We start from the raw sequence: 25239 nt of genomic DNA on the forward strand, positions 1-25239 counted from the left end.
GGCGAGCTTTCCTGCTCACCGCGACGCTCGGTGAGCACGGGTCGGCCGTGTCCCGGCGCGACTGGCCGAGATTCGTCAGGAATGGGCCGGAAGTCCCTATCGGTGACCCACCCGACGCGAATACCGTCCCGATGCCACCACTTCCGGGCCGGGCGGGCCGCCGCTGCCGCGGCGCACCTCGGCCCGGGGTGGAGGTCCATCCCGCCTCCCCGGGACTGCCGCTCCGCCTCCCCGCGCGGCGGGCGGCTCGGTGCCGTTGACTGCCACGCACCCGTGCCGGCGGTTGGGTGCCGAACCGAATTTGGACGTACCCGCTGAGCTACCCGCATCCCACAAGATCAGTTGTCACCTACCTATCCGCAGGTATACCCAGCCGAGAGCGAAGGCCGGGGAGGCGTGGTCAATGTGGTGTGTGTCGCTCACTAGACTGTGGCCGTGGCAGAAACCCAGCGACCAGTCCTTGTCGTCGACTTCGGCGCGCAGTACGCGCAGTTGATCGCGCGCCGGGTGCGCGAAGCGAGTGTGTATTCCGAGGTGGTTCCGCACACGATCACCGTGGAGGAGATCGCGGAGAAGAACCCTCTCGCGGTGATTCTCTCCGGCGGGCCGAGCAGCGTGTACGCCGAGGGCGCGCCGCAGCTGGACGCGCGGCTGTTCGATCTGGAGTTGCCGGTCTTCGGTATCTGCTACGGATTCCAGGCCATGGCGCAGGCGCTCGGCGGGACGGTGGCGCACACCGGGACTCGCGAGTACGGCCGCACCGAGCTGAGCGTGGACGGCGGCATCCTGCACGGCGGCCTGCCGACTCGGCAGCCGGTGTGGATGAGCCACGGCGATGCCGTCACCGATGCCCCCGCCGGGTTCGAGGTGACCGCGACCTCCGCGGGCGCACCGGTCGCCGCGTTCGAGGATCGGGCGCGCAAGCTGGCGGGTGTGCAGTACCACCCGGAGGTGCTGCACTCGCCGCACGGTCAGCAGGTGCTGAGCCGGTTCCTGCACGAGATCGCCGAGATTCCGGGCGCGTGGACGCCCGCCAATATCGCCGACGCGCTGATCGCCCAGGTGCGCGAGCAGGTCGGGGACGGGCACGCCATCTGCGGGCTGTCCGGCGGCGTGGACTCCGCGGTGGCGGCGGCGCTGGTGCAGCGGGCCATCGGTGATCGCCTCACCTGTGTGTTCGTCGATCACGGTCTGCTGCGCGCGGGTGAGCGTGAACAGGTGCAGCGTGATTTCGTCGCCGCGACCGGGGCCAAGCTGGTCACTGTCGACGCGGTGGAGAAGTTCCTGGGTGAGCTGAAGGGCATCACCGATCCGGAGGAGAAGCGCAAGATCATCGGCCGGGAGTTCATCCGGTCGTTCGAGGACGCGGTCTCCGAGGTGGTCGGCGAGCAGGGCGAGACCAAGGTCGAGTTCCTGGTGCAGGGCACGCTGTACCCGGACGTCGTGGAGTCCGGCGGCGGTGCGGGCACCGCGAACATCAAGAGCCACCACAATGTCGGCGGTCTGCCGGACGATCTGGAGTTCGCGCTCGTCGAGCCACTGCGGCTGCTGTTCAAGGACGAGGTGCGCGCGGTCGGCCGCGAGCTGGGCCTGCCGGAGGAAATCGTTGCGCGCCAGCCGTTCCCGGGTCCGGGTCTGGCCATCCGCATCATCGGCGAGGTGACCCACGACCGGCTGGAGCTGCTGCGTCAGGCGGATGCCATTGCGCGCGAGGAGCTGACGGCCGCCGGTCTGGACAAGTCGATCTGGCAGTGCCCGGTGGTATTGCTGGCCGATGTCCGCAGCGTCGGCGTCCAGGGCGACGGCCGCACCTACGGCCACCCGATCGTGCTGCGCCCGGTCTCCAGCGAGGATGCCATGACGGCCGACTGGACCCGCCTGCCCTACGAGGTGCTGGAGCGCATCTCCACCCGCATCACCAATGAGGTGGCGGAGGTCAACCGCGTGGTGCTCGACGTGACGAGCAAGCCGCCGGGGACCATCGAATGGGAGTGAGTGTCTCCCACTGACACGCGAAGGCCCCGCACCCGGAAGGGTGCGGGGCCTTCGGCCTTCTCGGAAGGGCAGTTCCTCGAAGGAACGTGCGCTACCCCGGCGAGGGGAAGGGGCAGCGCGGCCGGCTCGCTAGTCCCGGTTCTTCCTCGGGGTGAGAACCAGGACGATGCCGACGACAATGGCCGCGATCACCACGATCCAGCCCAGGGACAGTCCGCCGGAGACGGGCCAGAAGTGGGGGCCGACGAAGGCCCACACGCTCACGCCCAGGCCCAGCAGGCCGGCCAGCAGGAGTCCGAACGAGGGACGACGGTTCTTGTTCTGGTTCTCAGCCACGGTTCACCTCCGCATTTCCCATCTGCACATCGACGGTCAGGTTCAGGACGGGACCCGTCGCCGGGCCGGACATTCCGCTCAGGCAATTCGAATCGCCCATGCGGACGGTGCATGTCGTATTGACGCGCAGGTTGGGTGGCAGCACCACGCGGGCATCGCCCATGCGTACCTTCACCGCGACGTCGCGGTCCTCGGTCAGCTGCAGCCTGCTCAGGTCGAGGGTGCCCGAACCCATGCTGACGTGGTACTCGGGCAGGAGCTCGGAAGCCGTTGCGGCGGCCCACCGGTGGTCGCCCATCGCGCCCTGATCGAATTCGATGGGACCCACCAGCGAGGCCAGGATGACGAATCCGGCCAGCGGGGCGAGGAGCACCATGAGGCCGTGGCCGCGGCGCAGGAACGCGCCGATGATCAGACCGAGCGCGATCACCGCGAGGGCCGCGGACCCGATCCGGGCCGGAGTCATCCAGTCCACGCCCGAGGCGGCCACGGAACCCGCTGCGGCGGCGGCCAGGATCGCGAGGCCGATGGTGACCGCGGTCAGCCGGGAGCGCGGGCGGCGCGGCGGTGCCTGCACGGCGGTCTGCTGCAGCGGCATGCCCGGCTCGGGGAGCTCCCAGGCCAGCGGGGCCACGCCGAGTGGATCCCAGCCGGGCGGGGTGGGCCCGAAGTCGGGGGAGATCGGCGCGGGCCCGAATCCGGCCCGGGGGCGATCGGTGGCCGACGGAATCTGGTGCAGCACACGGGGTTCGCCGATCTCGGGGCGGGCGGGCGTCTCGCTTCCGCCGGTATTCCCGTCGTCGGCCGGTGCGGCGGGGCTGTTCGGGGCAGACGGGGCAGGGGCTCCGGGCTTGCTCATGTCGACCGGTGCCGCCGGAGCTGCGCTGCCGGGCTGCCCGGAATCCGCCGCCCGGCTCCCGGCGGCCGCACCCTGATCCGGGGTCCCGGTCCGGGCGGCGTCGGTCGGCTCTCCGGAAGTGCCCGGGCCCGAGGGAGATCCGGACTTCTGCATCACCACGGTGTCGGCCACGGAGGATGCCGGGGCGTAGCGCGTATCGAGCACCTCGGTTACCTCGACGTCCGGAAAAGTTTGCGGGGCAGGCGATTCCGGGTGCAGGACGGCGGTGTCGGCCTCGGGCGGGTTGGCGCGGAGCACCGCTGTGCCGGCATCGCCGCCCGGGGCGGGCTGCTGCTCCGTGCCGGGTTGCGACATGGGCTGGGCGGCAGCGGATTCCGGTACGGGTGGCTGGTTCGGGTCGGGCTCGTAGTGGTCCGGCAGGGTGGTGTACGGGCCGTAGGTCTGGAAGGTGACGGCGTTGGCGCCCGGGTAGCCGGTCCAGTACGGGTTGGTGGTGCCGGGGTAGCCGGTATTGAGAAGGCTGTCGGCGGCCGTCTGGTCGAAATAGGTGGCGGGCGGCTGGGTTTGGCGCTGGTAGAGCAGCCACCAGCCGGCCAGCATGAGCGCGAAGCTGATGACGCCGGACCCGCCGAGCCCGACGCCGACGGGTCCCATCGTGCTCACGGCGATCCCCAACGCCACCATGAGCACGATGGTCCGGGACGAGTTCTGCGAGGACTGGCCGCGGCCGAACAGCGATTCCGCCGGCGAGGACTGGTCGCCCGCCTGCGGGAGCAGCAGCCAGCCGAGCAGGTAGAGCACGATGCCCGCGCCGCCGAACAGCGCCGACACCACGAACGCCACCCGCACCAGGACGGGGTCCACGTGGTAGCGGCGGCCGAAGCCGACGGCCACGCCCGCGAGCGGTCCGTCCTTCGGGAAGCGCATCGGCCGGGTCTGCCACAGATCGTGAAGCTGATCGGAGAAGCCGGTACGCCCGGCGCTCTTGGACCAGTCGCTCGTTCTCGTCATGGCTTCCATCGTGCTGTTCGGCGTTGTTCGGGCGCATCGGGGATCACCCTGAATGGGTACCTGAACTTCGGCCCGGAGCCGTGCCCTACCGGCGGCGATGGGCGCGGTCCCGGGCCCTACAGGGTGATGGGGTCGCCGTACACCGCGCCGCTGCCGCCGTCGGGTCCGGAGTCGGCGCTGATGAGCGTGTAGGGCCGGATGGTGAGTGGTCCGCCGCAGTCGCCGACCATGAGGTGGAAGTCCTGGATCAGCAGTGTCCCGGTGCCGCCGTTGCCCGGCAGGTCCTTCTCCCCGGCGACCACGTCGGCGATCTTGCCCGGGGCGATGGAGATGTCGACGCCGACGCCGCCGGTGACCGTGGGTCCGACGCTGAGGTCAACGCCGGCGTGCGGGCCGAGCGAGGTGTCGAGCCCGGCAGTGGCGGTGACAGCGGGGTTGAGGTCGAGTTCCGGGTCGATGTGCAGCTTGGCGTCGATGTCCGCCTGGCAGGCGACGTAGTACCCGGTCTTCAGATGTCCGGTGGCTCCGGCGGGCACGGTCCCGTAGGAAGTACTGTCCAGGAACACTTCTCGATTGGTCGGCATGCCGTTCAAGGGTGCGATCGGCCTGGCGTCCAGGCCCCGCTGTCCGACGGTGAACGCGAATCCGCTTGTCGTCGAATAGGTTTTCTCGTGCGGCGCGTAGGCCGCGCTCGCGTGTGCTGTGATCATTGCGTATCCGGCGGCTGCCGCGACAGCCGTCAATACCCGTGCGCCCTGCATTGTTCTCCCCGCGATCCTGCCCAAATCTGCGGCACGCTGCGCGGGCCGTTGTCGATGATCAGCGGCGAATCTCCATGATCACTGCGGGTTTCCTGGGAGTCGGCTGTGGGGATCGGCGATGGGAAGTCCGGTTGTCAGCTCGCCTGCTGCTCCTCCGCGCCCGAGTCCCAGCGGCGAGCCGCGCGGCGCAGTGCGCGCGCATCGGAATACCCGAGACGGTGGGCCAGCGCCGACTTGGTGGTGGTCTCGGCGGCCTGCCGGGCCACCGTCTGCCGGGCGAGGTCCAGTTCGCGTCGCCAGGTTGTGCCGGATTCGGCCAGATGGCGTTGCAGGGTTCGCGGGCTCACGGTCAGGCATCGCGCGACGGCGTTCAGTGAGACGTCGTCCCCGCCGAGCATCTCCCGCAGCGCCCGCTGCACCTGCTCCGGCCAGGAGAGCTCGTCGAGCAGGGGGGCCGACAGCGACTCCGCGTGCCCACGCACGATTTCCGCGAGTACCGGATCGGCGGTGCGCAGCGGCAACGCCAGGTCGCAGGTCCGCAGCGTCACGCTGTCGAAGGGGGCGCCGAAGTCGATGGCCGCAGTACCGAAGGCGTCGACGAAAGGTCCCATGGACCGAGGTGGCTTCTGTCGCAAGGTGATTCGGGCCGGCGTGATCGACACCCCGCTGGCGTGCCGGATGCGAGCCAGCGTGCTGGCGTAGGCGGCCTGGATGGTCAGATCGGCGCCGCGCCCCTCGCCGTCGATCATCTCCAGCACCATGGTGTGCTCGCTGTCGCTCGAGTCCGGAGCCGACCGGTAGTGGTGATTGGTGGTGGCCATCAGCGCGCTGCTGCGCCGCACCGCGGCGAGCCCTTCGGCGACGGTGGCGGCCGTGCTGAACAGGTAGTCGAAGATGCCGAATCGGCCGATCCGGTACGTCGTGGCGATCCGCAATCCGACTTCCGGTGCATCCTGGCGGAATTCGGCGTTCTCCCACAGCCGCAGGTAGGCGCCGCTGGACACCATGCCGTGCTCGGCGGTCAGCACCGACTGCGGCAGGCCGGCGTCACGCAGCAGCACGCGTGTGTCGACTCCTTCGCCCGCCGTGTTCAGTACGCATCGGGCCAATACTGCGCTATAGGCGGGCACCGAATCGAACACATGGTCATCGTAAGCGCTGACCGGAATCCGACGCCCGGGTCACGCTCTCGGCGAAATCGGTGGTGGATCGCCTTCCCCGCGGCGGCCGGTCGAGGATGACGCATTCGGTTCCCTGCCTGACATGAACGGTCCTTCTGCGAGTCGCCCCTGGTCGGCAACGCTGAGGCGGTGTCAGAGACAACGACCGGGACACCGCGTCGGCTGGTGGTGGGAATCAGCGGAGCGACCGGAATCGCCTACGGCATCCGGGCCTTGGAACTTGCGCGCAAGGCCGGGGTGCAGACCCATCTGGTGGTGACACCCGCCGGGCAGCAGACCCGGGCCTACGAAACCGAGTTCAGCGCAAAGGATCTCGCGGCCATGGCCGACGTGGTCTACCGTCCCGCCGACATCGGGGCGGCCATCGCATCGGGCTCGTTCCGGACAGCGGGGATGCTGGTGGCGCCGTGCTCGATTCGCACGCTGTCGGCCATCGCCTACAGCAACGGTGACAACCTGCTCACCCGCGCTGCGGACGTGACACTCAAGGAACGGCGCCGACTGGTGCTGATGGTGCGCGAAACCCCACTGACACTGGGCCATCTGCGCGCGATGACCGCGGTCACCGAATCCGGCGGCATCGTGATGCCGCCGGTGCCCGCGTTCTATCTGCGCCCGGACAGCATCGACGAACTGGTCGACCACACCGTCGGCCGGGCGCTGGATCTGTTCGGCATCGATCTACCGGATATGCCCCGCTGGGGCGAGTGACACCTCCTCGAAGGGATCATCGTGAAACATCTGAAGAGCCTGCGCGAATTTCTCTCCGAGCTGGAGCGGATCGGCGAGCTGCAGACCATCGATCACGAGGTCGACTGGGATCTGGAAATCGGTGCGGTCACCCGGCGCTCCTACGATCTGCGCGCTCCCGCACCGCTTTTCACCAACGTCACCGGGTACGGCGATACCGGGTTCCGGGTGCTGGGCGCCCCCGGTGCGTTCAGCAGCGCCGAACATCAGTTGGCGCGCATCACGATGGCGCTCGGGCTACCCGCCGAGGCGAAGGGCCAGGAGCTGATGGAGGCGCTGGTCGAGGCCCGTAGCAAGCCGGGTATTCCGCCGGTGGAGGTGCCCAGGGAGGGCGCTGCGTGCAAGCAGAACATCCTGCTCGGTGACGATGTCGACCTGACGATCTTCCCGACGCCGCGCATTCACGGCAACGACGGCGGTCGCTACATCGAGACCTGGGGCATCAATATCGCCCGCACCCCGGACGGGTCGTGGACGAACTGGTCGGTCAACCGCATGATGATCCACGACCGCAAGAGCCTGGCCTGTCTGATCGCTCCGGTGCAGCATCTGGGCATCGTCCGCTCGAAGTGGGCCGAGATCGGCAAGCCGATGCCGATCGTGCTGGCGCTGGGCGTGGAGCCGGGACTGCCGTTCGTCGGCGGAATGCCGTTGCCGGAGGGCGTATCCGAGTGCGACTTCATCGGCGGCTATTTCGGTGAGGGCATCGAGGTGGTGCCGGCCGAGACGGTCGACCTGCTGGTGCCCGCGACCGCGGAGATCGTGATCGAAGGCTTCGTGTCGATCGACGAAACCGTCATGGAGGGCCCGTTCAACGAATTCCCGGGCTACAACGCCACTGTCGCCTCTCCGAAGGCGCGTTTCGATGTCACCGCGATCACCTATCGCGACGGTGCCATCCTGCCGGTGGTCGCCGCGGGCCCGCCGGTCGAGGAAGACCACACCTGCACCGCCACCATGCACGGCGCGGAACTGCTCTACCAACTGCGTCAGGCCCTGTTGCCGATCTCCTCGGCCTGGCACACCCCCGAGGCCGCCATGCACTGGCTGACCCTGTCGGTGCGCCGGGACTGGCACCGGACTCTCGGGATCTCCTCGGCCGAATTGGTACAGCGGGTCGCCGATGTGGCGTTCACCGGTAAGGCATCGGTCAACGCGCCCAAGATCCTGCTGGTCGAGGACGATGTCGACATCACCAGCCTCGACGAGGTGGTGTGGGCGTTCGCGACCCGGTCGCACCCCGACGTGGAGCGCGGTGAATTCCATTTCCCGCACAAGCTCAGCGACGACCTGCCGGTGTACCTCGACGACGAGGAGAAGCACACCTTCATGGCGGGCAAGGTGGTCTACAACTGCCTGCTCGCCGACCTCTACCCGGAGGGCAAGCGCCCGGTGAAGGGCAGCTTCGAAAACGGTTGGCCCGCAGAGATTCAGCAGCGCGTGCTGTCGAACTGGCAGAAGTACGGATACCGCTGATCCGTATTCCGAGAAATGAAGGAGAAATTGATGAGCAATCCCGAAACCACCCACGCCACCGGCCGGATCACCGTCCACAAGTACGAGCCGGCGGCCTACGAGGAGCCGGCCGAGGGCCCGGTGCTGACCAGGATCCACGTCGAGGAGAGCTTCAGCGGCGACATCTCCGGTGAGGGCGTGGTGGAGTTCCTGCAGTCCGCCAATGCGGACGGCACCGCCAGCTTCGTCGGCATCGAACGGGTCACCGGCACCATCGCCGGCCGGGCAGGCACCTTCCTGCTGCAGGACCAGGGCAGCGTCGCCGACAACGTCGTCAGCGGCGAGTGGTTCGTGGTACCCGAGTCGGGCACCGGCAAGCTGGCCGGCTTGCGGGGCACCGGCGGCTTCAAGGCCAACCTCGGTGAGAACGCCGAGATCTGGCTCGACTACTGGTTCGAATAGAAGGCAAGGGACACCGCATGTCTGAATCACTGGCCGGCAGAACGGCCCTGGTGACCGGGGCGGCCACCGGTATCGGCACGGCCATCGCCCGCGCCCTGGCGGCCGCGGGCGCGCAGGTGGTGATCAATCACCCGCACACCCCCGATCTCGCCAAAGCCGCTGTCGCCGGGATCGAATCGGCCGGCGGCAGCGCGATCGAGATCGCGGCGGATGTGACGAATCCGGACGAGTACCGGGCGATGGTGGAGCAGTTGCTCTCCGCGTTCGGTCGCTGGGACATCCTGGTGAACAATGCGGCGGTGGCCATCACCAAGCCGTTCGACCAGGTCACCTCCGAAGAGTTCGATCGCAGTTTCGCGGTGAACGTCAAGGGCGTGTTCCACGGTCTGCAGCTGGCCTGGGATCACCTGGCCGACGGCGGACGCATCATCACGATCTCGAGTTCGACGACCGGATTGATGTTGCCCGGCTACGCGGTCTACGACGCCACCAAGGGCGCGGTCGAACAGTTCACCCACATCCTGTCGAAGGATTTCGGCAAACGCGGCATCAGCATCAATACCGTCAGCCCCGGCGCCACGGAGACCGAGACCTACCGGATCGGCAAGAGCGAACAGTTCCTCGCCGGCCTGGAAGCGTTGAGCGCCTTCGGCAGGCTCGGCCGGCCCGACGAAATCGCCGCCGTGGTCGCGTTTCTCGCCTCCGACGCGGGCGGCTGGGTAACCGCCCAGAACATCCGCGTCAACGGCGGCACCGTCTGAGTACTGCGGCTGCATTCAGGTGAGTCGCAGCTACCGCCAGGCCGGCGGGGAGTGTGTCGAGGTCGCGTTCCTGGATGGGGGGAAGGTCCGCGTTCGTGATTCGAAGAACGCCGATGGCCCGGCGCTGGTATTCGCGCCTGGCGAATGGGATGTGTTCACTCGCGGCTTGCGCGGCGGCGGGTTCGGCTGTCCGAGGAGCTGACCGGCATTCGAAAGGTCAACGGCCCGTTCAACTTCGGGCCGTTGACCGTCGAGTTCGCGGTCATGCGGAGGTGGCGATCTTCCAGAGGTGGCCGTCGGGGTCGGCGATGTAGCCGAAGTAGCCACCCCATTGGGCGGCACTGGCGGGCTTGACGATTGCGCCGCCGGAGGAGATGGCGCTGTCGATCACGGCGTCGACTTCTTCGGTGGTGTCGACGATGTGGTGGAAGGAGACGCCGCGGAAGCCGGTGCCCTCCGGGGAGACTCCGGCGTCGCCGGCGGCGTGGGCCACCGGGTAGACGCCGAGGGCGGAGCCGCCGTCGAGTTCGAACGAGGCGAAGTTCGGGAAATCCTGGCCGAGCTTCGCGCCGAGCGCGACGTAGAACTTCTTGGAACGTTCCATGTCGTCCACTGCCAGCATGATGGTGGTGACCTGCAGAGCCATTGCCTTCTCTTTCCTGCCGTTGTTCGGGTTCACTCTCTCGACCGGCCGCGTCGGCAGTATGTGACAGGCAGTGGCATGGATCACACCGGCGGAATTCGGGTGGGAACGGCGGTCTGGGATTTCACGCGGTTTCGCGGTACACGGCGATCACGGGAATCTTGCGGGTCGTCTTGACCCGGTATTCCGCGAACACCGGCATGAGCTCGACCATGCGGTCATAGAGCTCGTCCGCCTCCGGCCCGGTGACGAATTCCGCCTTGCCCGTGTACGTTTCGTCGCCGACCTCGACCGTGAGCAGGGGATTGGCACGCAGGTTGTGGTACCAGGCGGGATGCTTGTCCCCGCCGCCGTTCGACGCGATGAGAACGATGCGCTCACCGTCGGGGACGTAGACGAGCGGATTGGTGATCGCCCGGCCGGATTTCGCCCCGGTCGTGGTGATCAGCACCATGTTGGTGCGCCCCTCGAACGTCCCGCCGACCTTCCCGCCGTTGGCCCGAAACTCCTCGATCACGGATTCGTTGAATGCGTTCATAACCCCTGTCCTGTTCCAGATCTGCTGCTGCCAACCGAGCGGGCCGGGGAGAAATTCCGCTGCGTCAGTGGGCGGGGCAGGGGCGGACAAGCGGACAAACCAGAGTCTGCGACGGTACAGAGGTTCAGAACCCCTGCGGGACTTCGGGACTCGATCGCCTTGCCTACCACCGGCCGGGGCCGTGGTGAGCGGCTCTCCCATCGCCACCGTCCCGGACGCCGCCGACGCCATACCCCTCGATCGGCAACTCCCAGCCCCCAGCAGTCGAAGATGAAACCTCTTCGACTGCTGGGCGCCATGGTGCAGACCCTGTACCTACGCGACCGGCTCTAGTCCGGAACCAAGGGGCTGTGCCCGGGTGTCGACCAGGGTTCGGCACTGGTTCGACGAAGCCGGTCCGATCGCACTCTTGGACTTGTAAGCAACCGCTGGCAACAGAACAAGGAGTGCAGGGCAATGAACACCACAGGGGTTCCCGCACTGAAGCTCGAGGCGGTAGTCATCCCGGTCGTCGACGTGGACCGGTCGAAGAAGTTCTACGACGGTCTGGGCTGGCGCCTGGACGCCGACTTCGAATTCGACAATGGCTTCCGGGTCGTGCAGTTCACCCCACCGGGCTCGCCGACGTCGATCCAGTTCGGCACCAACATCACGACTGCGGAGCCCGGCACGGCGCAAGGCCTGTACCTGGTGGTCTCCGACGTTCAACAGGCACGCGACGCGCTGGCGGCCCAGGGCGCGGAGATCAGCGAGGTCTTCCACCCCGGTGCGCCTGGAGCGCAGTTCCAGCCCATGTCGGGGGACGGCCGCGTGGCGGGAGCGGCGGACGAACGGGCGAGTTACGGGTCGTTCGCGACCTTTACGGACCCGGACGGCAATGCCTTCCTGCTTCAAGAGGTCACCACCCGCATCCGGGGCCGCGTCGAGGCCACCGAGACGTCGTACGCCACCACCAGCGACCTGGTCGAGGCACTGAAGCGCGCGGCTGCCGCCCACGGCGAGCACGAGGCCCGCAACGGCGGCGAGTACGACACCGCCTGGCCCGAGTGGTACGCGGCCTACATGGTCGCCGAGCACCACGGCGAGCAGCTGCCCGAGTAGCAGACCACAAACCATCACCCGAGATATCCAGCGAGGAGAAGAAAGCGATGACCACCATCCGCATGCACGCGAACACGCGCGTGACGCCCGAGGAATTCGTGGCGGCCCTCACCGACTTCGGTCCGGATCGTTCGAAGCTGTTCGGCAACAGCGATGGCGCGTACCTCGAGGTACACGCCCGGGACGATCATCACGCGGACGTCACCGAAGGATCCGGCGGAGTCTGGGAGCGGCTCTGGTACGACTGGAGCAATCCGCAGCACGTGGTGCTGACCACCACCGCGTCCAACGCGTGGGGCCGCGCCTCCGGACACACTTACGACCTGACTCAGCGTGCCAACGGCACCACCGATATCGACTACGTCGTGGTGCGCGAGGGCAAGAACCTTCGCGGGTGGTTCCTCGCAGCGGTGCTCGCCACCGTCGGCAGGAGCGTGCTGACCAAGGCGTTCCGCAACTCGGTGTCCGCGATCGAGGCTCGCAAGGAAGTGCGGTCATGACCGACGTCGACAAGGTGATCGTGACCGCGGTGGGCACGGATCTCGAGAACAACATCGCCCTCGTGTCGGAGGAGAACGTCACGGCAGGTGCCGGCGAGGTCGTGGTCGAGGTCGAAGCCGCGCCCGTCAACGGAGCCGACGCGCTGTTCGCCATGGGCTGGTTCGGGGTCTACCCCGACGTGCCCGCGGCGATGGGCGCGGAAGGCGTGGGCCGTGTCGTCGAGGCCGGGCCGGGCGTGGACCCGGCCCTGATCGGGCGGCGCGTGATCATGATCCCGACATTCCGGTTCGGCACGTGGGCCACCAAGACGGTCGTGCCGGCAACAAACGTGGTGCCGGTCCCCGAAGACGTGGACCCGCAGCAACTCGCGATGCTCGCCGTCAACCCGGCCACGGCCCACGTGCTGCTGCACGAGTACGTCGATCTGCGGCCCGGCGACTGGGTTGGTCTGGACTTGGCCAACTCGGCCGTCGCCCACTACCTCATCCCGCTGGCGAAGCGGGCCGGTCTCAACACCCTGGCAGTCGTCCGCCGTGACGCGGTCGTCGACGAGGTGAAGGCGCTGGGGGCCGACATCGTTCTGGTCGACGGCGAGGATCTCGCCGTCCGGATGGACGAGGCGCTCGCGGGAGCACGCCTTCGGGTGCTCTTCGAGGGCACCGGTGACCCGGACCAGGTGGCGCGATTGGTGACGGCGGTGGCGGACGGGGGAACTGTCGTGGCGTTCGCGTCGGCGACGGGCCGGACACCCGCGATCCCGCTCGGGGATCTGATCTACCGGGGAATCGCGTTGCGGTCGGTCTACATCGTCGGCTGGCTGCAGAATGCGCCGCGCGAGAAGGTCCAGCGGATGTACGCCGAGCTCGCCGGCTTGGTGGCCGAAGGAGTGATCGGCGCGGAGGTCACCGCGACCTACCCGCTCGACGAGTTCGCCAAGGCAATCCAGCACGCCCAGCAGACCGAGCGCAACGGCAAGGTCCTCATCGTCCCCGCAGCCCGGGCCTGAAGCAGAGGAAGAGGCAGATGACCACCACCCAGATCGCCGGGCAGTCGCAGATGACCGCCCGGATCCAGACCATCGACGCCGCGAACGGCGTCACCTACGCCTACCGCCGTTTCGGCACCGCCGCGGCCGACCGGCCGCCGCTGGTGTTCCTGCAGCACTTCCGGGGCAACCTCGACAACTGGGACCCGATCCTGGTGGACGGCCTCGCCGAGCACCGCGAGGTCGTCCTGCTCGACAACACCGGGGTCGGCCTGTCCACCGGCACGGTCCCGGTGACGGTGACCGAGATGGCGCGCGACGCGATCGCGTTCCTGGACGCACTCGACCTCGGCGAAGTCGACCTGCTCGGGTTCTCGCTCGGCGGCATGGTCGCCCAGGAGATCGCACTCCTGCGCCCGCGTGTCGTACGCCGGCTCGTACTGGCCGGCACCGGGCCCCGGGGCGGTCGCCAGATGCACGGCTGGACCTTCGACATCGAGCGCACCGCGAACCAGGCGGACAACGGCCTCGAGGATCTGCTGCACATCTTCTTCGGGGTCACCGAGACCAGCCGCGCACTCGGAATCGATTATGTGCAGCGCATTTTCAGCCGCACCGAGAACGCCGACCGGCAGACCGGACCCGAAGTCGCGCGAGCCCAGTACGACGCGATCGTCGAGTGGGGAATCCCGGACCCGAGCCGCCTGGCCCGCCTCGCCGGAATCACCCAGCCGACGCTCGTGGCCACCGGCGACAACGATCTGATGATCCGCACCGTGAACTCGCAGCTGCTCGTCGACCACCTGCCGAACGCGCGGTTGCGCATCTTCAGCGACGCGGCCCACGGGTTCCTCTTCCAGTACCCCCGCCAGTTCGCGACGCTGGTCGACGAGTTCCTCGCCGGACCGGCCGAATAGAAGCGCGCGGTCGAACGCGGCGGTGGTGGCTAATGTGGCGGAATGGCCCCACGGACCACCGCCTTTCGCGGTCGCATGGAGGAACGCCACCGCCTCGACGACGCTCTGCGCCGTGCTCGCGCCGGTGAGAGCGGGGCGCTGGTGCTGCGAGGCGAAGCCGGAATCGGCAAGACGACACTGCTCGAGTACCTCTCCGATCAGGCGACCGGTTGCCGCGTCGTCCAGGTGACCGGCGTCGAGTCGGAGCTCGAGCTGCCGTTCGCGGCCCTGCACCAACTCTGCTTGCCGATGCTCGACCTGATTCCCGCACTGCCCGATCCCCAGTCCCACGCTCTCCGAGTGGTTTTCGGATATGTGGCGGGAGATGCGCCCGACAAGTTCGTCGTCGGACTGGCGGTCCTCGGACTGCTCTCGGAAGCGGCGACCAACCAGCCGGTCGTGTGTCTGCTCGACGACGCCCAATGGCTCGACGACGCATCGGTCCAGGTCCTCGGCTTCGTGGCCAGGCGGCTGGCAGCGGAGTCGGTGCTCATGGTGTTCGCGGTCCGCGAGCCCGCAGGCGAGCAACTGCTTGCGGGCATCCCAGCACTCGCCGTGTCCGGCCTCGACCATGACGAGGCGGTCGCACTTCTGACGGCGATCCTCCCTGGACAGCTCGACCGCAGGGTCCGCGACCGGATCGTCGCCGAGACACACGGGAACCCGCTAGCACTGCTGGAACTGGCACAGCGCGGGAAGGCCGAGCTGATGGGCGGATTCGCATTCCCTGCGATCTGGGCCGGCAACCTCCACGACCACTACGTGCGGCGCATTCGGGAGCTGCCCGACCCGACCCGCTGGCTGCTGCTGCTCGCTGCCGCGGAACCCACCGGAGACGCCACCGTGCTGTGGCGAGCCGCCCAGTCGCTGGGCCTGGGGCCGGCTGCCGCAGCGCCCGCGGAGGAGGCGCAGCTTTTCGAGGTCGGGGAACAAGTGCGGTTCAGCCACCCGCTGATACGCAGCGCCGCCTACAGCGCCGGCACGCCGGAGCAACGTCGCGCGGTTAACGCCGCGCTGGCAGATGCGCTAGATGCCGAGGCCGAGCCCGAACGCCGGGTCTGGCACCTCGCCGCCGCGACCACCGGACCCGACGAGGACGTCGCGGCCGCGCTGTACGACGCCGCCGAATGTGCCAGGGCGCGAGGCGGAGTCGCCGCGGCTGCCTCGTTCCTGCAGCGGGCCGCGGCGCTCACAGCCGATGCGCGACAACGCACCGAACGCACGCTGGAGGCCGCCCAGGCACACCTCGACGCGGGCCGCTACGACACGGCCCTCGGACTTGTCGCCGAAGCCGAGGCACATGCGGTCGACGACCTGCAACGCGCCCGCGCGGACCTCGTGCGCGGGCTCACCGGACGCGCGGCGAGATCGGGCAGCGACGCTCCGGTCGCGCTGGTACGGGCGGCTCGCCGGCTCGAGTCCCTCGACCCGAGCTTGGCCCGCGACACGTACCTGGACGCCTGGGGCGCCGCACTCGTCGCAGGGAGCCTGGCGCATCCGGACGGTGACCTGATGCTGGTCTCGCGAGCCGCCTGCTCGGCGCCGTCGTCGAGTTCTGCGAGCCCGATCGACTCGCTGGGCTCGGGACTGGCCACCCTGGTCACGGACGGAACGGCCGCCGCGGCACCCGCGCTCCGGCAGGCGGTGACGTCCTTCCTCGACACCAACGTCCCCCTGGACGTCTTCCTGCGTCGCGGCGTGCTGGTGGCGAACGCGGCGCTGTCACTGTGGGACTTCGAGGCATGGGATGCGGCCAGCACCCGGCACGTGGCGCTGGCGCGCGAAGCCGGAGCGCTGGCGCCGCTGGCCAACGCGCTCAACGCCCATCGCGTGGTCGTGCTGTGGCGCGGAGACGTCGAGCACGCGCGCGACCTCGGTCTCGAGGAGCAACGGGTCAAAGAGGTGACCGGAACGCAGAGAGCGTCGTACGGCGACCTGTTCCTGCTGGCCTACCAGGGAAACGCCGCCCAGGCTGCACCGCTGATCGCGACCGTCGCAGCGGAGGCGACGGCTCGCGGCGAAGGGCTCGGTCTGCAGATCGCCGATCGCGCGACCGCCCTGCTCCACCTCGGCCTCGGCCACTACGACCTGGCGTTCGACGCCGCGGTCCGGGCGGCCGAAGGTAACCTCGGCCCCTTCACAGCGCAGGCGCTGCCGGATCTGGTGGAGGCTGCCGTTCGTAGCGGGGCCACCGAAGCCGCCATGAGTGCGCTGGACAGGTTGACCGCCTATGCGGCGGTTCCCGAATCAGACTGGGCGGCAGGGCTTCTGGCGCGCTCGCGAGCCCTGATCAGTGTCGGCGACGCGGCTGAACGTTCCTACACCGAGGCGGTCGAGCATCTCGGCCGCACGCGCCTGCGGTTCGAGCTCGCACGGTCGCGACTGCTGTTCGGCGAGTGGTTGCGCCGGGAACGCCGGCGTAGCCACGCACGCATCCACCTGAAGGCGGCCTTCGAGGAATTCGCCGCGATGGGGGCCGACGGATTCGCCGAACGCACCCGGCACGAACTGCTCGCCACCGGGGAGAAGGTCCGCAAACGTACCTCCGACACACTCAACGACCTGACTCCGCAGGAAGGCCAGATCGCCCGCATGGCGCGCGACGGCCGCACCAACCAGGAAATCGGCAGCGAGCTGTACATCAGTGCCCGCACCGTGGAATGGCACTTGCGCAAGGTCTTCGGCAAGCTCGGGATCAGCTCTCGGCGCGAGTTGCGTGACGCGCTCCCGGACCGCGAGGTCGCGCGCGCCACCTGATCCCGACGCACATGCCCGCCGCGGGATCATCGCGGCATTGCGAGAACCCGGGTGTTCACCGGGGGCAACACGGGCGCGAATACCGGGGCTCCTCGGACAGGCTGTGACGTGGTCCAACAGGGGGACCGCACAGTTCGAAGGGGAGTTCTCGCAATGAGTTCCATGCGGCCGGGCCGCGCCGGCGGTCTCGTCGGTCGCGACGGCGAGCGCGAGGCATTCACTCGATTGCTCGACGCCGTGCGCGCCGGGGAGAGCCAGGTCCTTGTACTCAGGGGTGACGCGGGCATAGGTAAGTCGGCACTGCTGGACAATCTCACCAGCCGGGCAACCGGTCTGCGGGTGTTGCGCGTGATCGGCATGCAGTCGGAGATGGAACTGGTCTTCGCGGCTTTGCATCAGCTGTGCGGCCCGCTGCTCGATCGGGTGGGCAAACTGCCCGCGCCCCAGGGAGATGCGCTGCGTACCGCATTCGGGCTGAGTGAGGGGCCGGCGCCGAAGCCGTTCATGGTGGGGCTGGCGGTCCTCGGTTTGCTGTCGGAGGCCGCCGAGGATCAGCCACTGCTGTGCGTCGTCGACGACCATCACTGGGTGGACCGGGCCTCGGCCCAGGTGCTCGGATTCGTGGCGAGACGGCTGGCCGCGGAGCGCGTCGGGGTGGTCTTCGGAACCCGAGTCGCCGCAGAGGAATTGGCCGGTATCCCCGAACTCGCCGTGACCGGGTTGTCGGACCGGGACGCGCACTCGCTGCTCGAGTCCGCGATGTCGGGATCGATGGATGCGCGGGTACGGGACCAGATCGTGGCCGAGACCCGCGGCAACCCGTTGGCCATGCTGGAGTGGGCACGCGGAACAACCTGGCATCGCCTCGCCGGCGGTTTCGGGCTGCCCGACGCGGTCACGTTGTCCAGCCGAATCGAGGACGGATTTCGCCGGCAACTCGCCGCGATGCCCGACGACACGTGCCGACTGCTCCAGCTGGCCGCCGCCGACCCGTCGGGCGATGCCGCGCTGGTGTGGAAGGCGGCGTCGGCGCTGGGTATCGGGCTGTCGGCGGCGACCCCCGCGGTGGAAGCGGGGGTCGCGGAATTCAGCACGAGGGTCTGGTTCCGGCATCCGCTGCTGCGGTCAGTCGCCTACCGGTCGGCCAGCGACTCCGATCGTCGTGACATCCACCGGGCGTTGTCCGAGGCAACCGATCCGACCCTCGATCCCGATCGCAGGGCCTGGCACCGGGCCCGTGCGACCGTGGGCCCAGACGACGCCGCCGCTGCGGATCTGGAGAGGTCCGCCGCCCGTGCCCAGGCGCGCGGCGGCCCCGCTGCCGCAGCGGCCTTCCTGGAACGGGCCGGGCTGCTGTCCGCGGATCCCCGGCATCGCGTCGAACGACTGCTCGCGGCCGCGCAGGCGAATCTGCAAGCGGGATCATATGATTCGGCTCTCGGATTGCTGGCGACCATGGAAGTAGATCCGCTGGATCCGTCCCAGCGTGCGCGCGCGGACCTGTTGCGCGGGCAGATCGCCTTTGCCTCGGGCTCGGGCAACGACGCGCCGGGGCGACTGTTGCGCGCGGCGATCCGATTGTCGGCCTTGGATCTGGGCCAGGCGCGCGAGACGTTTCTGTCCGCCTGGATCGCGGCGGTCTTCGCGGGTGGACTCGCCTTCGACGGCAATCTGGCCGAAATATCCCGCGCCGCACAGCGTTTGCCACGGTCGGCCAGTCCCGGCAGGCCCGAGCAGATCCTGCATGCGCTGTCGCTGGCGATCACCGCGGGTGCGGCCCACGCGGCGCCCGTGCTGCGCGAAGTGGTCGATGCCTTCGACGGCACCACCGAATCGCCCGAGGACGTGCTGCGGTGGAGCTGGCTCGCGCACGCGGCCGCCGTCGCGCTCTGGGATCACGCTGCCTGGCGGCGGATCCTGGAGCGTAACGCGGAGGTCATCCGCTGCGCGGCGGCCGCCGACCTGCTGCCGGTCGTATTGTCGACCCTCGGCACGGTCACCGCGTGGACCGGAGACTTCGCCGCGACGGCCGCGATCATCGCCGAGTCCGAAGCCGTGTGCCAGGCGACCGGGGCCAGTGCGTGGTCCTTCGCCCCGATCATCCTCGCTTGCCTGCGTGGCGACCGGGCCGGCGCCGAAGGCCTGGTCCGCTCGATGCTCGAGGTGGCGAAGGCTACGGGGCAAGGCCTGGCCATCACCTACTGCGGGTGGGCAATGGCGGTGCTGCACAACGGACTCGGCAATCACGACGAGGCCGTCACCGAGGCCGTGCGCGCCCGGGAGAGCTCTCCGGACCTCTTCGTCGCCAACTGGGCGCTGCCCGAACTGGTGGAGGCGGCGATGCGAACCGGCCGAACCGGGCTCGCCACGTCGGCGGTGAACCAGCTGGTACAGGTCGCATTGCCGGGTGGCACCGAGGAGGGGCTCGGGCTCGTGGCCCGTTGCCGGGCGTTGACGTCCACCGGTGCGGCGGCCGCGCAGTTCTACCGCGAGGCGATCGAACGACTGGCCCGCACCGAGCTTCGCCCGGAACTGGCGCGCGCGCATCTGCTCTACGGCGAATGGCTGCATCGAGAAGGGTTGCGTGACGATGCCCGTGAGCATCTGCGCACGGCCCACGACATGTTCGCCGACATCGGAACCGGAGCGTTCGCCGAGCGCGCTCGTCGCGAACTGCTGGCCACCGGCAAACGCGTTCGCCGCCGCCAGGTCGATCAGGCGGACGCGCTCACCGATCAGGAGGCGCTCATCGCCCGGCTCGCCCGCGACGGCCGCACCAACCCGGAGATCGGCGCCCAATTGTTCCTCAGCGCACGCACAGTGGAGTGGCATCTACGCAAGGTATTCACGAAGCTCGACATCGGTTCCCGCCGCGAACTCGCGAGCGCCCTTGCTCAGCGCGCCCGATAGACCGGGCCGGGCGCCGGATCCGATGGCGGCGCCAGCCTCGAGCGACGGTCCTGCCCGGCACCCTGGCACCACTGGTCGAGTGCTGGGCCGGGGTCGGCACCAGGGATTCTCCCGGGCGCGAGCCGGTACCCGGCGGCGTGACGCTGATCGAGTCACCGCCACACCGGGCTGGGACATCGGCTTCGAACTGGAGAACCACAATGTTCAGCAACCCCCGCTATGCCGTCGGCTTCATGGCCGTGCTGGTCGCCGCCTTCACGGCGACACCGATCTGGGCTTCCGGGCCTGTCTCGGAGGCCGCCGGTCCGTCCGTCGTCCTGCCCGCCGGCGGACGCCTCGACTCCCCTGACGGTCCCGGCAAGCCGAAGCCCGTCAAGCCGACCATCGTGCTGGTGCACGGTGCTTTCGCCGACGGCTCGAGCTGGCAGAAGGTCACCGAATCGCTGCAGCGGGCCGGGTACACGGTCATCGCCGCCGCCGATCCGCTCGAGGGCCTGGCGCAGGACGCCGCGCGGCTGAGCTCCACCATCGCCCCCATCGAGGGGCCGATCGTGCTCGTCGGGCACTCCTACGGAGGAGCCGTCATCTCGCAGGCCGCCGAGGGTAATCCCAAGGTGAAAGCACTGGTGTATATCGCCGCGTTGATCCCGGACACCGGCGAGCAGATCAGCGCGCTGGTGGCGCGGGCCACGACGTCGCAGCTCGGTCCCGCGCTGGTGCCGACGAACTACACCAACGCCGACGGCAGCACGGGCACCCAGCTGACGGTCAACCCCGACAAGTTCCGCGACGTGTTCGCCGCCGACGTCCCGGCCGACCTCACCCGCGTGATCGCCGCCCAGCAGCGACCGACCGACGCCGCGGCGTTCTCCTCGGTTCCGACCGCCGCCGCGTGGCACACCATTCCGTCCTGGTCGCTCATCGCCCGCCAGGACCTGGCGCTCAGTGCCGACCTCGAGCGTTTCGAGGCCGATCGCGCCCACAGCACGACCGTGGAAGTCGACAGCTCGCACGTCCCCATGTTCTCCCAGGCCAAAGCGGTCACGGACCTCATCATCGATGCCGCCAACTCCGCGGGTCGATAACCGCCCCACCATGTTCGCCCCGCCCGAGTTCTCGTGCGGGGCGTTCGTGTATCCGGAGGATGTGGAACCAACTCCTCCTGCTCGGAAGGTGACGTGCGGGACACCCAGGCGAATCTCGTTGCGGCGGACGGATTCCGGGCCGTCGCGCACGACCGCCGAGCGCACGGCCGCTCCACCCACACCTGTCTCCGGCCGCGGAAAACGCCTGAACGGCAAGCACGATCCCTGTACGCCGGCCGGGGACGGCGCGGCCTATCGAGGCAGGTTCACCGGCAGATACGGCCCGACCGGGCTCGTACGCCGTGAATCGACGATCCCTGGCTCGAACCGCACGGGTCACGGGCCAGGGGTGATCACGGGCGCGAAGCACGACCGGATTGGCGGACCGTGGTTTATGCCGCGGGACGTTCCCGCGGGGCGAGACAAGGAGCGATGGTCATGGATCTACTCGACGATGTGATCGGCGCGTACGGCGGTGTCGAGCGCTGGCGGCGGATCGACGCCATCTCGGTGCATCAGCGCGTCGGTGGGGTGTTGTGGGCGCTGAAGGGCGTCGATGGAATCATCAACGATTCGACCGTCGAGATCAGGCTGCACGAACAGCGCACCTGGCTCCGGCCGGCGTCCACGCCCGACATTCGAATGTCGTTCAGCACTGACCGCGTCGCGATCGAAACGGACGACCCCGCGCCCCGGACAGTCGAGGAACTGATCACGCCGCGCAACTCGTTCGCCGGGCACGTATTGGAAACCCCTTGGTCGACCTTGCAATTGGCCTATTTCTCGGGCTACGCGATGTGGACCTACCTGTCCGAGCCCTATTCGCTCACCCTGCCCGGCGTGTACACCGAACAGCTGGGGGCCTGGCACGAGCAGGGCGAGACCTGGCGGCGACTGGGTGTGCGGTACCCGGACACCATCGCCACCCACAGCCCGAACCAGGTGCTCTACATCGACGCCGACGGCCTGATCCGCAGACGCGACTACTCCGTCGAGATCTCGGCGAATTCGCCTGCCGCCCATTACTCGACCGACTTTCTGACGGTCGAGGGCATCGTCTTGCCCACCAAGCGTGTCGTCTACGGCCGTGACGTGACCGGGCACCGCATCGAAGATCCGGTGCTGGTCTCGATCGACCTCGACAATGTGAAGGTCAGCTGACCCTCACGGCCGCGGCCGCGGCGCGGTGGTCGCGGCCACGGCTTGGGACGAGTCCGTAGGGTCGTCGGGAGGCACCCAGGGTTTCGCCGGATGGTGGGGTGGTAGGTGCCAGTGGTGCTGCCGGGCGGTGTGTTCAGCGATTCGCAGGAAGTTCGCCACGGCTGCGCTGTGTGGTTCGTCTCGCCAGGCGATGCACCAGGGGTAGTACGGCTGCAGCTCCGCGGGATGGTGAATCGGTATTCCGGACTCTGCGTATCGTGCTGCGTAGCTTTCGAATTCGAGAATATAGCCCGCGTCGGTGGCACGGTGCACGGCGGCCGAGCAGTGTCCGAAGGTGCCGGGGTTGCCCAACCATCGCATCGACATCCCGGTGGCGCGTTCGAAGGTCGTGAGATAGTCGCCGTGCGCGTTGTACAGCCCGGATGCGGGTGTGTCGGCGAAGACCTCCACGGGGCGTTCGAACAGGGATACCGAGGCCTTCGGCGGATCGCCCGGGCGGCCGACCAGCAACATCGGCTCGAGACGCAAGCGATGAAATTGCCAGCCGGTCGGATTCCGCGCGACCATCGCGGCCGTGACACGCAGTATCGCGACATCGAGCCGTTTGTCCAGCAGCGCGTCCAACTGCCGCAGGCTGTCCAGGGAGCGCTCGACGAGCTGGACGCCGGGGTAGGCCGCAGCGAACGCGTCCGCGACGATTCGGCTGGTCTGCAGCTCGAAGATGTGGGCGATGCGCACCGTTCCGGGCTCGATGGGCTGTTCGCCGATGCGTGTGGCCAGGGCGATCATCTCCCGAGCGTCGGAGAGCACTCGGTGTCCGTGCGCGGTCAGCGTCACATGGCGGCTGTCCCGTTCCAGTAATCGGCCGCCGAGCTGATCCTCGAGTTTGCGAATCTGCTTCGACAGGGCCGGTTGGCTGATATAGAGCTTCGCCGCGGCACGTCCGAAGTGCAGCTCATCGGCGACGGTGACGAAGTACCGCAATCGGCGCAGGTCCAGGTCCACAATCCGCCCTCACTCATCGGTCCCCACTGCCTCGCAAGCATGCTCGCCCGCAAGTATGCCGTTTCGGTTATCGATCCGGGTCCGATATGACTTGGACATCCGCCCCGGCGCGGTGTTGGACTCGGTAGAGGCCGTGAGCGCCGGCCGATGCGCGGCCGAACCGCCGGTACCGCCGATTCGAAGGTTCGCGCAGAGAGGGATCGAGATGCCGCAGTCTGTTACCCCGGTGGTCTTCATTCACGGCTTGTGGCTGCACGCCACCAGTTGGAGCCCTTGGGTCGAACACTTCCGCGCTGCCGGATACGCCCCGATCGCGCCCGGCTGGCCGGGCGAGCCCGATACGGTCGCCTCCGCGCGCGAGCATCCGGAGGCGGTCGCCAACGTCGGAATCGACGATGCCACAGCGCATTTCGCCGAGATCATCGACTCCCTGCCCGCCGCGCCGATCATTGTCGGCCATTCCTTCGGCGGCCTGATCACCGAGAAGCTCCTGGGCGAGGGACGGGGCATCGCCGGAGTGGCGATCGATCCAGCCCAGATCAAGGGAGTGCTGCCGTTGCCCCTCGCGCAGCTGCGCGCGGGCCTGCCGGCATTGGGCAACCCGGCCAACCTGCACAAGGCGGTCTCCCTGACCAGCAAGGAATTCCGGTTCGGATTCGGGAATGCGGTGTCCGAGCAGGAATCCGACGAATTGTTCGAGCGCTGGACCATTCCCTCACCGGCCCGCCCGCTGTTCCAAGCCGCCGCCGCCAACTTCGTACTGCATTCGCAGGCAAAGGTGAACACCGGCAACGCGGACCGGGGGCCACTGCTGCTCATCTCGGGTCTCGAGGACCACACGGTGCCCGATGTGGTCACTCGGTCCACACTGAAGCAGTACCGCGACTCCACCGCGGTCACCGAGTTGCGCCAATTCGAGGGCCGCGGCCATTCCCTCACCGTGGACAGCGGCTGGAAAGATGTCGCCGACGCCGTGCTCGCCTGGCTGGCCGACCAGGGCCTGTGAACAACCCACCGGACTGAGGAGGATCCCCATGGATCTCGGGCTCACCGACGCGCTCGCGGTAGTCACCGGCGCGAGTCGAGGTATCGGTTTGGCCATCACCCGGGCCCTCGTCGAGGAAGGCGCGATCGTGGTGGCCGGTGCCCGCCACACCGGCGACGAGTTGCATGCGATTGCCGACGGCGGCCGGGTGCACCCCATCGAGGTCGACCTGTCCACACCCCAGGGCGCCATCGACTTGGCCGCCGCCGCCGAGAAGTTCGGCGACACAAGCATTCTGGTCAACAACGTCGGCAGGGTCACTCCGAGGCTGACCGGCTTCCTCGACGTCACCGATGACGACTGGCTGGACACGCTCACACTCGATCTGCTCGCCGCGATCCGCACCACCCGCGCCGTACTGCCCGCCATGCTCGGCGCGGGCCAAGGCAGCATCGTCATGATCAGTTCGGTCAATTCCACGCTCGCCGATCCCGCGGTGATCGACTACAGCGCCGCGAAAGCCGCCCTCACCAACACCGCGAAGTCGCTCTCGAAACAACTCGGCCCCAACGGCATCCGGGTCAACACCATCAGCCCCGGACCCGTCGCCACGGACCTCTGGCTGGGCGACGCCGGTGTCGCCCAGGCGATCGCCGACGCCACCGGCGACGAGGCTGATGCCGTCGCCCAGTCCGCTGCGGCTGCATCGGTCACCGGACGATTCACCCGCCCTGACGAAATCGCCGACCTCGCCGTCTTTCTCGCCAGCCCACGCGCCGCGAACATCACCGGCTCGGACTTCGTGATCGACGGCGGCCTGCTCACGACCACCTGAGGCTTCCGCGCCCAGAGCTCCGCCCTGTGGCCGGAGTGGATCACACCTGGGCCATCCCGCCGTCGACGAACAACTCGACACCGGTGATGAAGCTCGACGCGTCGCTGGACAGGAACACGGCAGCCTTGCCGATCTCCCGAGGATCCGCGATGCGACCGGTCGGGTTGCCCCATGATCATCGAACGGCTGAACTGACACAGCCGTGT

The 25239-nt window shown here is 68.5% G+C and carries 23 protein-coding genes and 1 pseudogene; 16 read left to right on the plus strand and 8 right to left on the minus strand.

The window, feature by feature from the left end:
- The first annotated feature begins 429 nt into the window (after nt 1–429).
- On the plus strand, nt 430–1995 hold the full coding sequence (gene guaA, locus ACFXKA_RS03185) for a glutamine-hydrolyzing GMP synthase (RefSeq protein ID WP_354830306.1): 1566 nt from the start codon (nt 430–432) through the stop codon (nt 1993–1995).
- Nucleotides 1996–2124: 129 nt separating this feature from the next.
- Here guaA and ACFXKA_RS03190 read toward each other — a convergent pair whose 3' ends face one another.
- The 4 genes from ACFXKA_RS03190 to ACFXKA_RS03205 form a co-directional block, all read right to left on the minus strand.
- Nucleotides 2125–2331 (minus strand): hypothetical protein, encoded by a 207-nt coding sequence (locus ACFXKA_RS03190; protein ID WP_354830305.1) that lies wholly within the window; start codon nt 2329–2331, stop codon nt 2125–2127.
- Nucleotides 2324–4201, minus strand: coding sequence for a PspC domain-containing protein (locus tag ACFXKA_RS03195; protein ID WP_379425694.1), 1878 nt, complete (start codon nt 4199–4201; stop codon nt 2324–2326). The genes ACFXKA_RS03190 and ACFXKA_RS03195 overlap by 8 nt, the downstream gene beginning before the upstream one ends.
- A gap of 116 nt (nt 4202–4317) precedes the next feature.
- A complete protein-coding gene (locus ACFXKA_RS03200; protein WP_379425696.1) occupies nt 4318–4911 on the minus strand; it encodes an MspA family porin in 594 nt (197 codons plus the stop codon).
- A 185-nt stretch (nt 4912–5096) separates the two neighbouring features.
- On the minus strand, nt 5097–6104 hold the full coding sequence (locus tag ACFXKA_RS03205) for an AraC family transcriptional regulator ligand-binding domain-containing protein (protein ID WP_379425698.1): 1008 nt from the start codon (nt 6102–6104) through the stop codon (nt 5097–5099).
- A 168-nt stretch (nt 6105–6272) separates the two neighbouring features.
- On the opposite strand from ACFXKA_RS03205, the gene ACFXKA_RS03210 reads away from it, so the two are divergent.
- The 5 genes from ACFXKA_RS03210 to ACFXKA_RS03230 are packed head-to-tail and all read left to right on the plus strand — an operon-like array spanning nt 6273 to nt 9773.
- Nucleotides 6273–6854: a UbiX family flavin prenyltransferase gene (locus ACFXKA_RS03210; RefSeq protein ID WP_379425699.1), complete on the plus strand. Its 582-nt coding sequence runs from the start codon at nt 6273–6275 to the stop codon at nt 6852–6854.
- 21 nt (nt 6855–6875) lie between these two features.
- Nucleotides 6876–8369, plus strand: coding sequence for a UbiD family decarboxylase (locus tag ACFXKA_RS03215; RefSeq protein ID WP_379425701.1), 1494 nt, complete (start codon nt 6876–6878; stop codon nt 8367–8369).
- A 30-nt stretch (nt 8370–8399) separates the two neighbouring features.
- The gene (locus ACFXKA_RS03220) at nt 8400–8810 is read left to right on the plus strand and encodes a DUF3224 domain-containing protein (RefSeq protein WP_354830296.1); all 411 of its coding nucleotides are present in this window, start codon (nt 8400–8402) and stop codon (nt 8808–8810) included.
- Between the two features lie 17 nt (nt 8811–8827).
- Nucleotides 8828–9571: an SDR family oxidoreductase gene (locus tag ACFXKA_RS03225; RefSeq protein ID WP_379425703.1), complete on the plus strand. Its 744-nt coding sequence runs from the start codon at nt 8828–8830 to the stop codon at nt 9569–9571.
- Nucleotides 9572–9590: 19 nt separating this feature from the next.
- Nucleotides 9591–9773: a DUF397 domain-containing protein gene (locus ACFXKA_RS03230; protein WP_379425705.1), complete on the plus strand. Its 183-nt coding sequence runs from the start codon at nt 9591–9593 to the stop codon at nt 9771–9773.
- A 60-nt stretch (nt 9774–9833) separates the two neighbouring features.
- On the opposite strand, the gene ACFXKA_RS03235 is transcribed toward ACFXKA_RS03230, so the two are convergent.
- Both ACFXKA_RS03235 and ACFXKA_RS03240 read right to left on the minus strand, forming a co-directional pair.
- A complete protein-coding gene (locus ACFXKA_RS03235; RefSeq protein WP_379425706.1) occupies nt 9834–10217 on the minus strand; it encodes a VOC family protein in 384 nt (127 codons plus the stop codon).
- 121 nt (nt 10218–10338) lie between these two features.
- Nucleotides 10339–10752: a nitroreductase family deazaflavin-dependent oxidoreductase gene (locus ACFXKA_RS03240; RefSeq protein ID WP_354830291.1), complete on the minus strand. Its 414-nt coding sequence runs from the start codon at nt 10750–10752 to the stop codon at nt 10339–10341.
- A 456-nt stretch (nt 10753–11208) separates the two neighbouring features.
- On the opposite strand from ACFXKA_RS03240, the gene ACFXKA_RS03245 reads away from it, so the two are divergent.
- The 8 genes from ACFXKA_RS03245 to ACFXKA_RS03280 all read left to right on the plus strand — a co-directional run bounded on the left by ACFXKA_RS03245 (nt 11209) and on the right by ACFXKA_RS03280 (nt 22208).
- On the plus strand, nt 11209–11853 hold the full coding sequence (locus tag ACFXKA_RS03245) for a VOC family protein (RefSeq protein ID WP_379425708.1): 645 nt from the start codon (nt 11209–11211) through the stop codon (nt 11851–11853).
- A 47-nt stretch (nt 11854–11900) separates the two neighbouring features.
- Nucleotides 11901–12353, plus strand: coding sequence for a hypothetical protein (locus ACFXKA_RS03250; protein ID WP_379425709.1), 453 nt, complete (start codon nt 11901–11903; stop codon nt 12351–12353).
- Complete coding sequence (locus ACFXKA_RS03255) at nt 12350–13360, plus strand: zinc-dependent alcohol dehydrogenase family protein (protein WP_379425711.1); 1011 nt, start codon at nt 12350–12352, stop codon at nt 13358–13360. Before ACFXKA_RS03250 ends, ACFXKA_RS03255 begins: the two co-directional genes overlap by 4 nt.
- Nucleotides 13361–13377: 17 nt before the next feature.
- A complete protein-coding gene (locus tag ACFXKA_RS03260; RefSeq protein WP_379425713.1) occupies nt 13378–14256 on the plus strand; it encodes an alpha/beta fold hydrolase in 879 nt (292 codons plus the stop codon).
- 42 nt (nt 14257–14298) lie between these two features.
- Nucleotides 14299–17052: an AAA family ATPase gene (locus tag ACFXKA_RS03265; protein ID WP_379425715.1), complete on the plus strand. Its 2754-nt coding sequence runs from the start codon at nt 14299–14301 to the stop codon at nt 17050–17052.
- Between the two features lie 153 nt (nt 17053–17205).
- Nucleotides 17206–19962, plus strand: a complete 2757-nt coding sequence (locus tag ACFXKA_RS03270; RefSeq protein WP_379425717.1) for an ATP-binding protein — start codon at nt 17206–17208, stop codon at nt 19960–19962.
- A 200-nt stretch (nt 19963–20162) separates the two neighbouring features.
- Nucleotides 20163–21047 carry an alpha/beta fold hydrolase gene (locus tag ACFXKA_RS03275; protein ID WP_379425719.1) on the plus strand — a complete coding sequence of 295 codons (885 nt, stop codon included), beginning with the start codon at nt 20163–20165 and terminating at the stop codon, nt 21045–21047.
- Between the two features lie 438 nt (nt 21048–21485).
- Entirely contained in the window at nt 21486–22208 is a 723-nt protein-coding gene (locus ACFXKA_RS03280; RefSeq protein WP_379425720.1) for a hypothetical protein, read from the plus strand.
- 3 nt (nt 22209–22211) lie between these two features.
- Here ACFXKA_RS03280 and ACFXKA_RS03285 read toward each other — a convergent pair whose 3' ends face one another.
- Nucleotides 22212–23213 (minus strand): LysR family transcriptional regulator, encoded by a 1002-nt coding sequence (locus ACFXKA_RS03285; protein ID WP_379425721.1) that lies wholly within the window; start codon nt 23211–23213, stop codon nt 22212–22214.
- Nucleotides 23214–23418: 205 nt separating this feature from the next.
- Here ACFXKA_RS03285 and ACFXKA_RS03290 point away from each other — a divergent pair, with 205 nt between their 5' ends.
- Nucleotides 23419–24219: an alpha/beta hydrolase gene (locus ACFXKA_RS03290; RefSeq protein ID WP_379425723.1), complete on the plus strand. Its 801-nt coding sequence runs from the start codon at nt 23419–23421 to the stop codon at nt 24217–24219.
- A 28-nt stretch (nt 24220–24247) separates the two neighbouring features.
- Entirely contained in the window at nt 24248–25033 is a 786-nt protein-coding gene (locus tag ACFXKA_RS03295; RefSeq protein ID WP_379425725.1) for an SDR family NAD(P)-dependent oxidoreductase, read from the plus strand.
- A 40-nt stretch (nt 25034–25073) separates the two neighbouring features.
- Here ACFXKA_RS03295 and ACFXKA_RS03300 read toward each other — a convergent pair.
- Nucleotides 25074–25187, minus strand: a pseudogene (locus ACFXKA_RS03300) (SDR family oxidoreductase); the annotation flags it as partial.
- Between the last annotated feature and the right edge of the window lie 52 nt (nt 25188–25239).

This window comes from Nocardia sp. NPDC059228 (assembly GCF_042754245.1).
GTDB lineage: Bacteria > Actinomycetota > Actinomycetes > Mycobacteriales > Mycobacteriaceae > Nocardia.

What these genes read in the sequence shown, in the direction of transcription:
- ACFXKA_RS03195 (WP_379425694.1), bottom strand. Translation starts at nt 4,201, where the DNA reads ATGACGAGAACGAGCGACTGGTCCAAGAGCGCCGGGCGTACCGGCTTC.
- ACFXKA_RS03200 (WP_379425696.1), bottom strand. Translation starts at nt 4,911, where the DNA reads ATGATCACAGCACACGCGAGCGCGGCCTACGCGCCGCACGAGAAAACC.
- ACFXKA_RS03220 (WP_354830296.1), top strand. Translation starts at nt 8,400, where the DNA reads ATGAGCAATCCCGAAACCACCCACGCCACCGGCCGGATCACCGTCCAC.
- ACFXKA_RS03225 (WP_379425703.1), top strand. Translation starts at nt 8,828, where the DNA reads ATGTCTGAATCACTGGCCGGCAGAACGGCCCTGGTGACCGGGGCGGCC.
- ACFXKA_RS03235 (WP_379425706.1), bottom strand. Translation starts at nt 10,217, where the DNA reads ATGGCTCTGCAGGTCACCACCATCATGCTGGCAGTGGACGACATGGAA.
- ACFXKA_RS03240 (WP_354830291.1), bottom strand. Translation starts at nt 10,752, where the DNA reads ATGAACGCATTCAACGAATCCGTGATCGAGGAGTTTCGGGCCAACGGC.
- ACFXKA_RS03245 (WP_379425708.1), top strand. Translation starts at nt 11,209, where the DNA reads ATGAACACCACAGGGGTTCCCGCACTGAAGCTCGAGGCGGTAGTCATC.
- ACFXKA_RS03250 (WP_379425709.1), top strand. Translation starts at nt 11,901, where the DNA reads ATGACCACCATCCGCATGCACGCGAACACGCGCGTGACGCCCGAGGAA.
- ACFXKA_RS03255 (WP_379425711.1), top strand. Translation starts at nt 12,350, where the DNA reads ATGACCGACGTCGACAAGGTGATCGTGACCGCGGTGGGCACGGATCTC.
- ACFXKA_RS03260 (WP_379425713.1), top strand. Translation starts at nt 13,378, where the DNA reads ATGACCACCACCCAGATCGCCGGGCAGTCGCAGATGACCGCCCGGATC.
- ACFXKA_RS03265 (WP_379425715.1), top strand. Translation starts at nt 14,299, where the DNA reads ATGGCCCCACGGACCACCGCCTTTCGCGGTCGCATGGAGGAACGCCAC.
- ACFXKA_RS03270 (WP_379425717.1), top strand. Translation starts at nt 17,206, where the DNA reads ATGAGTTCCATGCGGCCGGGCCGCGCCGGCGGTCTCGTCGGTCGCGAC.
- ACFXKA_RS03275 (WP_379425719.1), top strand. Translation starts at nt 20,163, where the DNA reads ATGTTCAGCAACCCCCGCTATGCCGTCGGCTTCATGGCCGTGCTGGTC.
- ACFXKA_RS03280 (WP_379425720.1), top strand. Translation starts at nt 21,486, where the DNA reads ATGGATCTACTCGACGATGTGATCGGCGCGTACGGCGGTGTCGAGCGC.
- ACFXKA_RS03290 (WP_379425723.1), top strand. Translation starts at nt 23,419, where the DNA reads ATGCCGCAGTCTGTTACCCCGGTGGTCTTCATTCACGGCTTGTGGCTG.
- ACFXKA_RS03295 (WP_379425725.1), top strand. Translation starts at nt 24,248, where the DNA reads ATGGATCTCGGGCTCACCGACGCGCTCGCGGTAGTCACCGGCGCGAGT.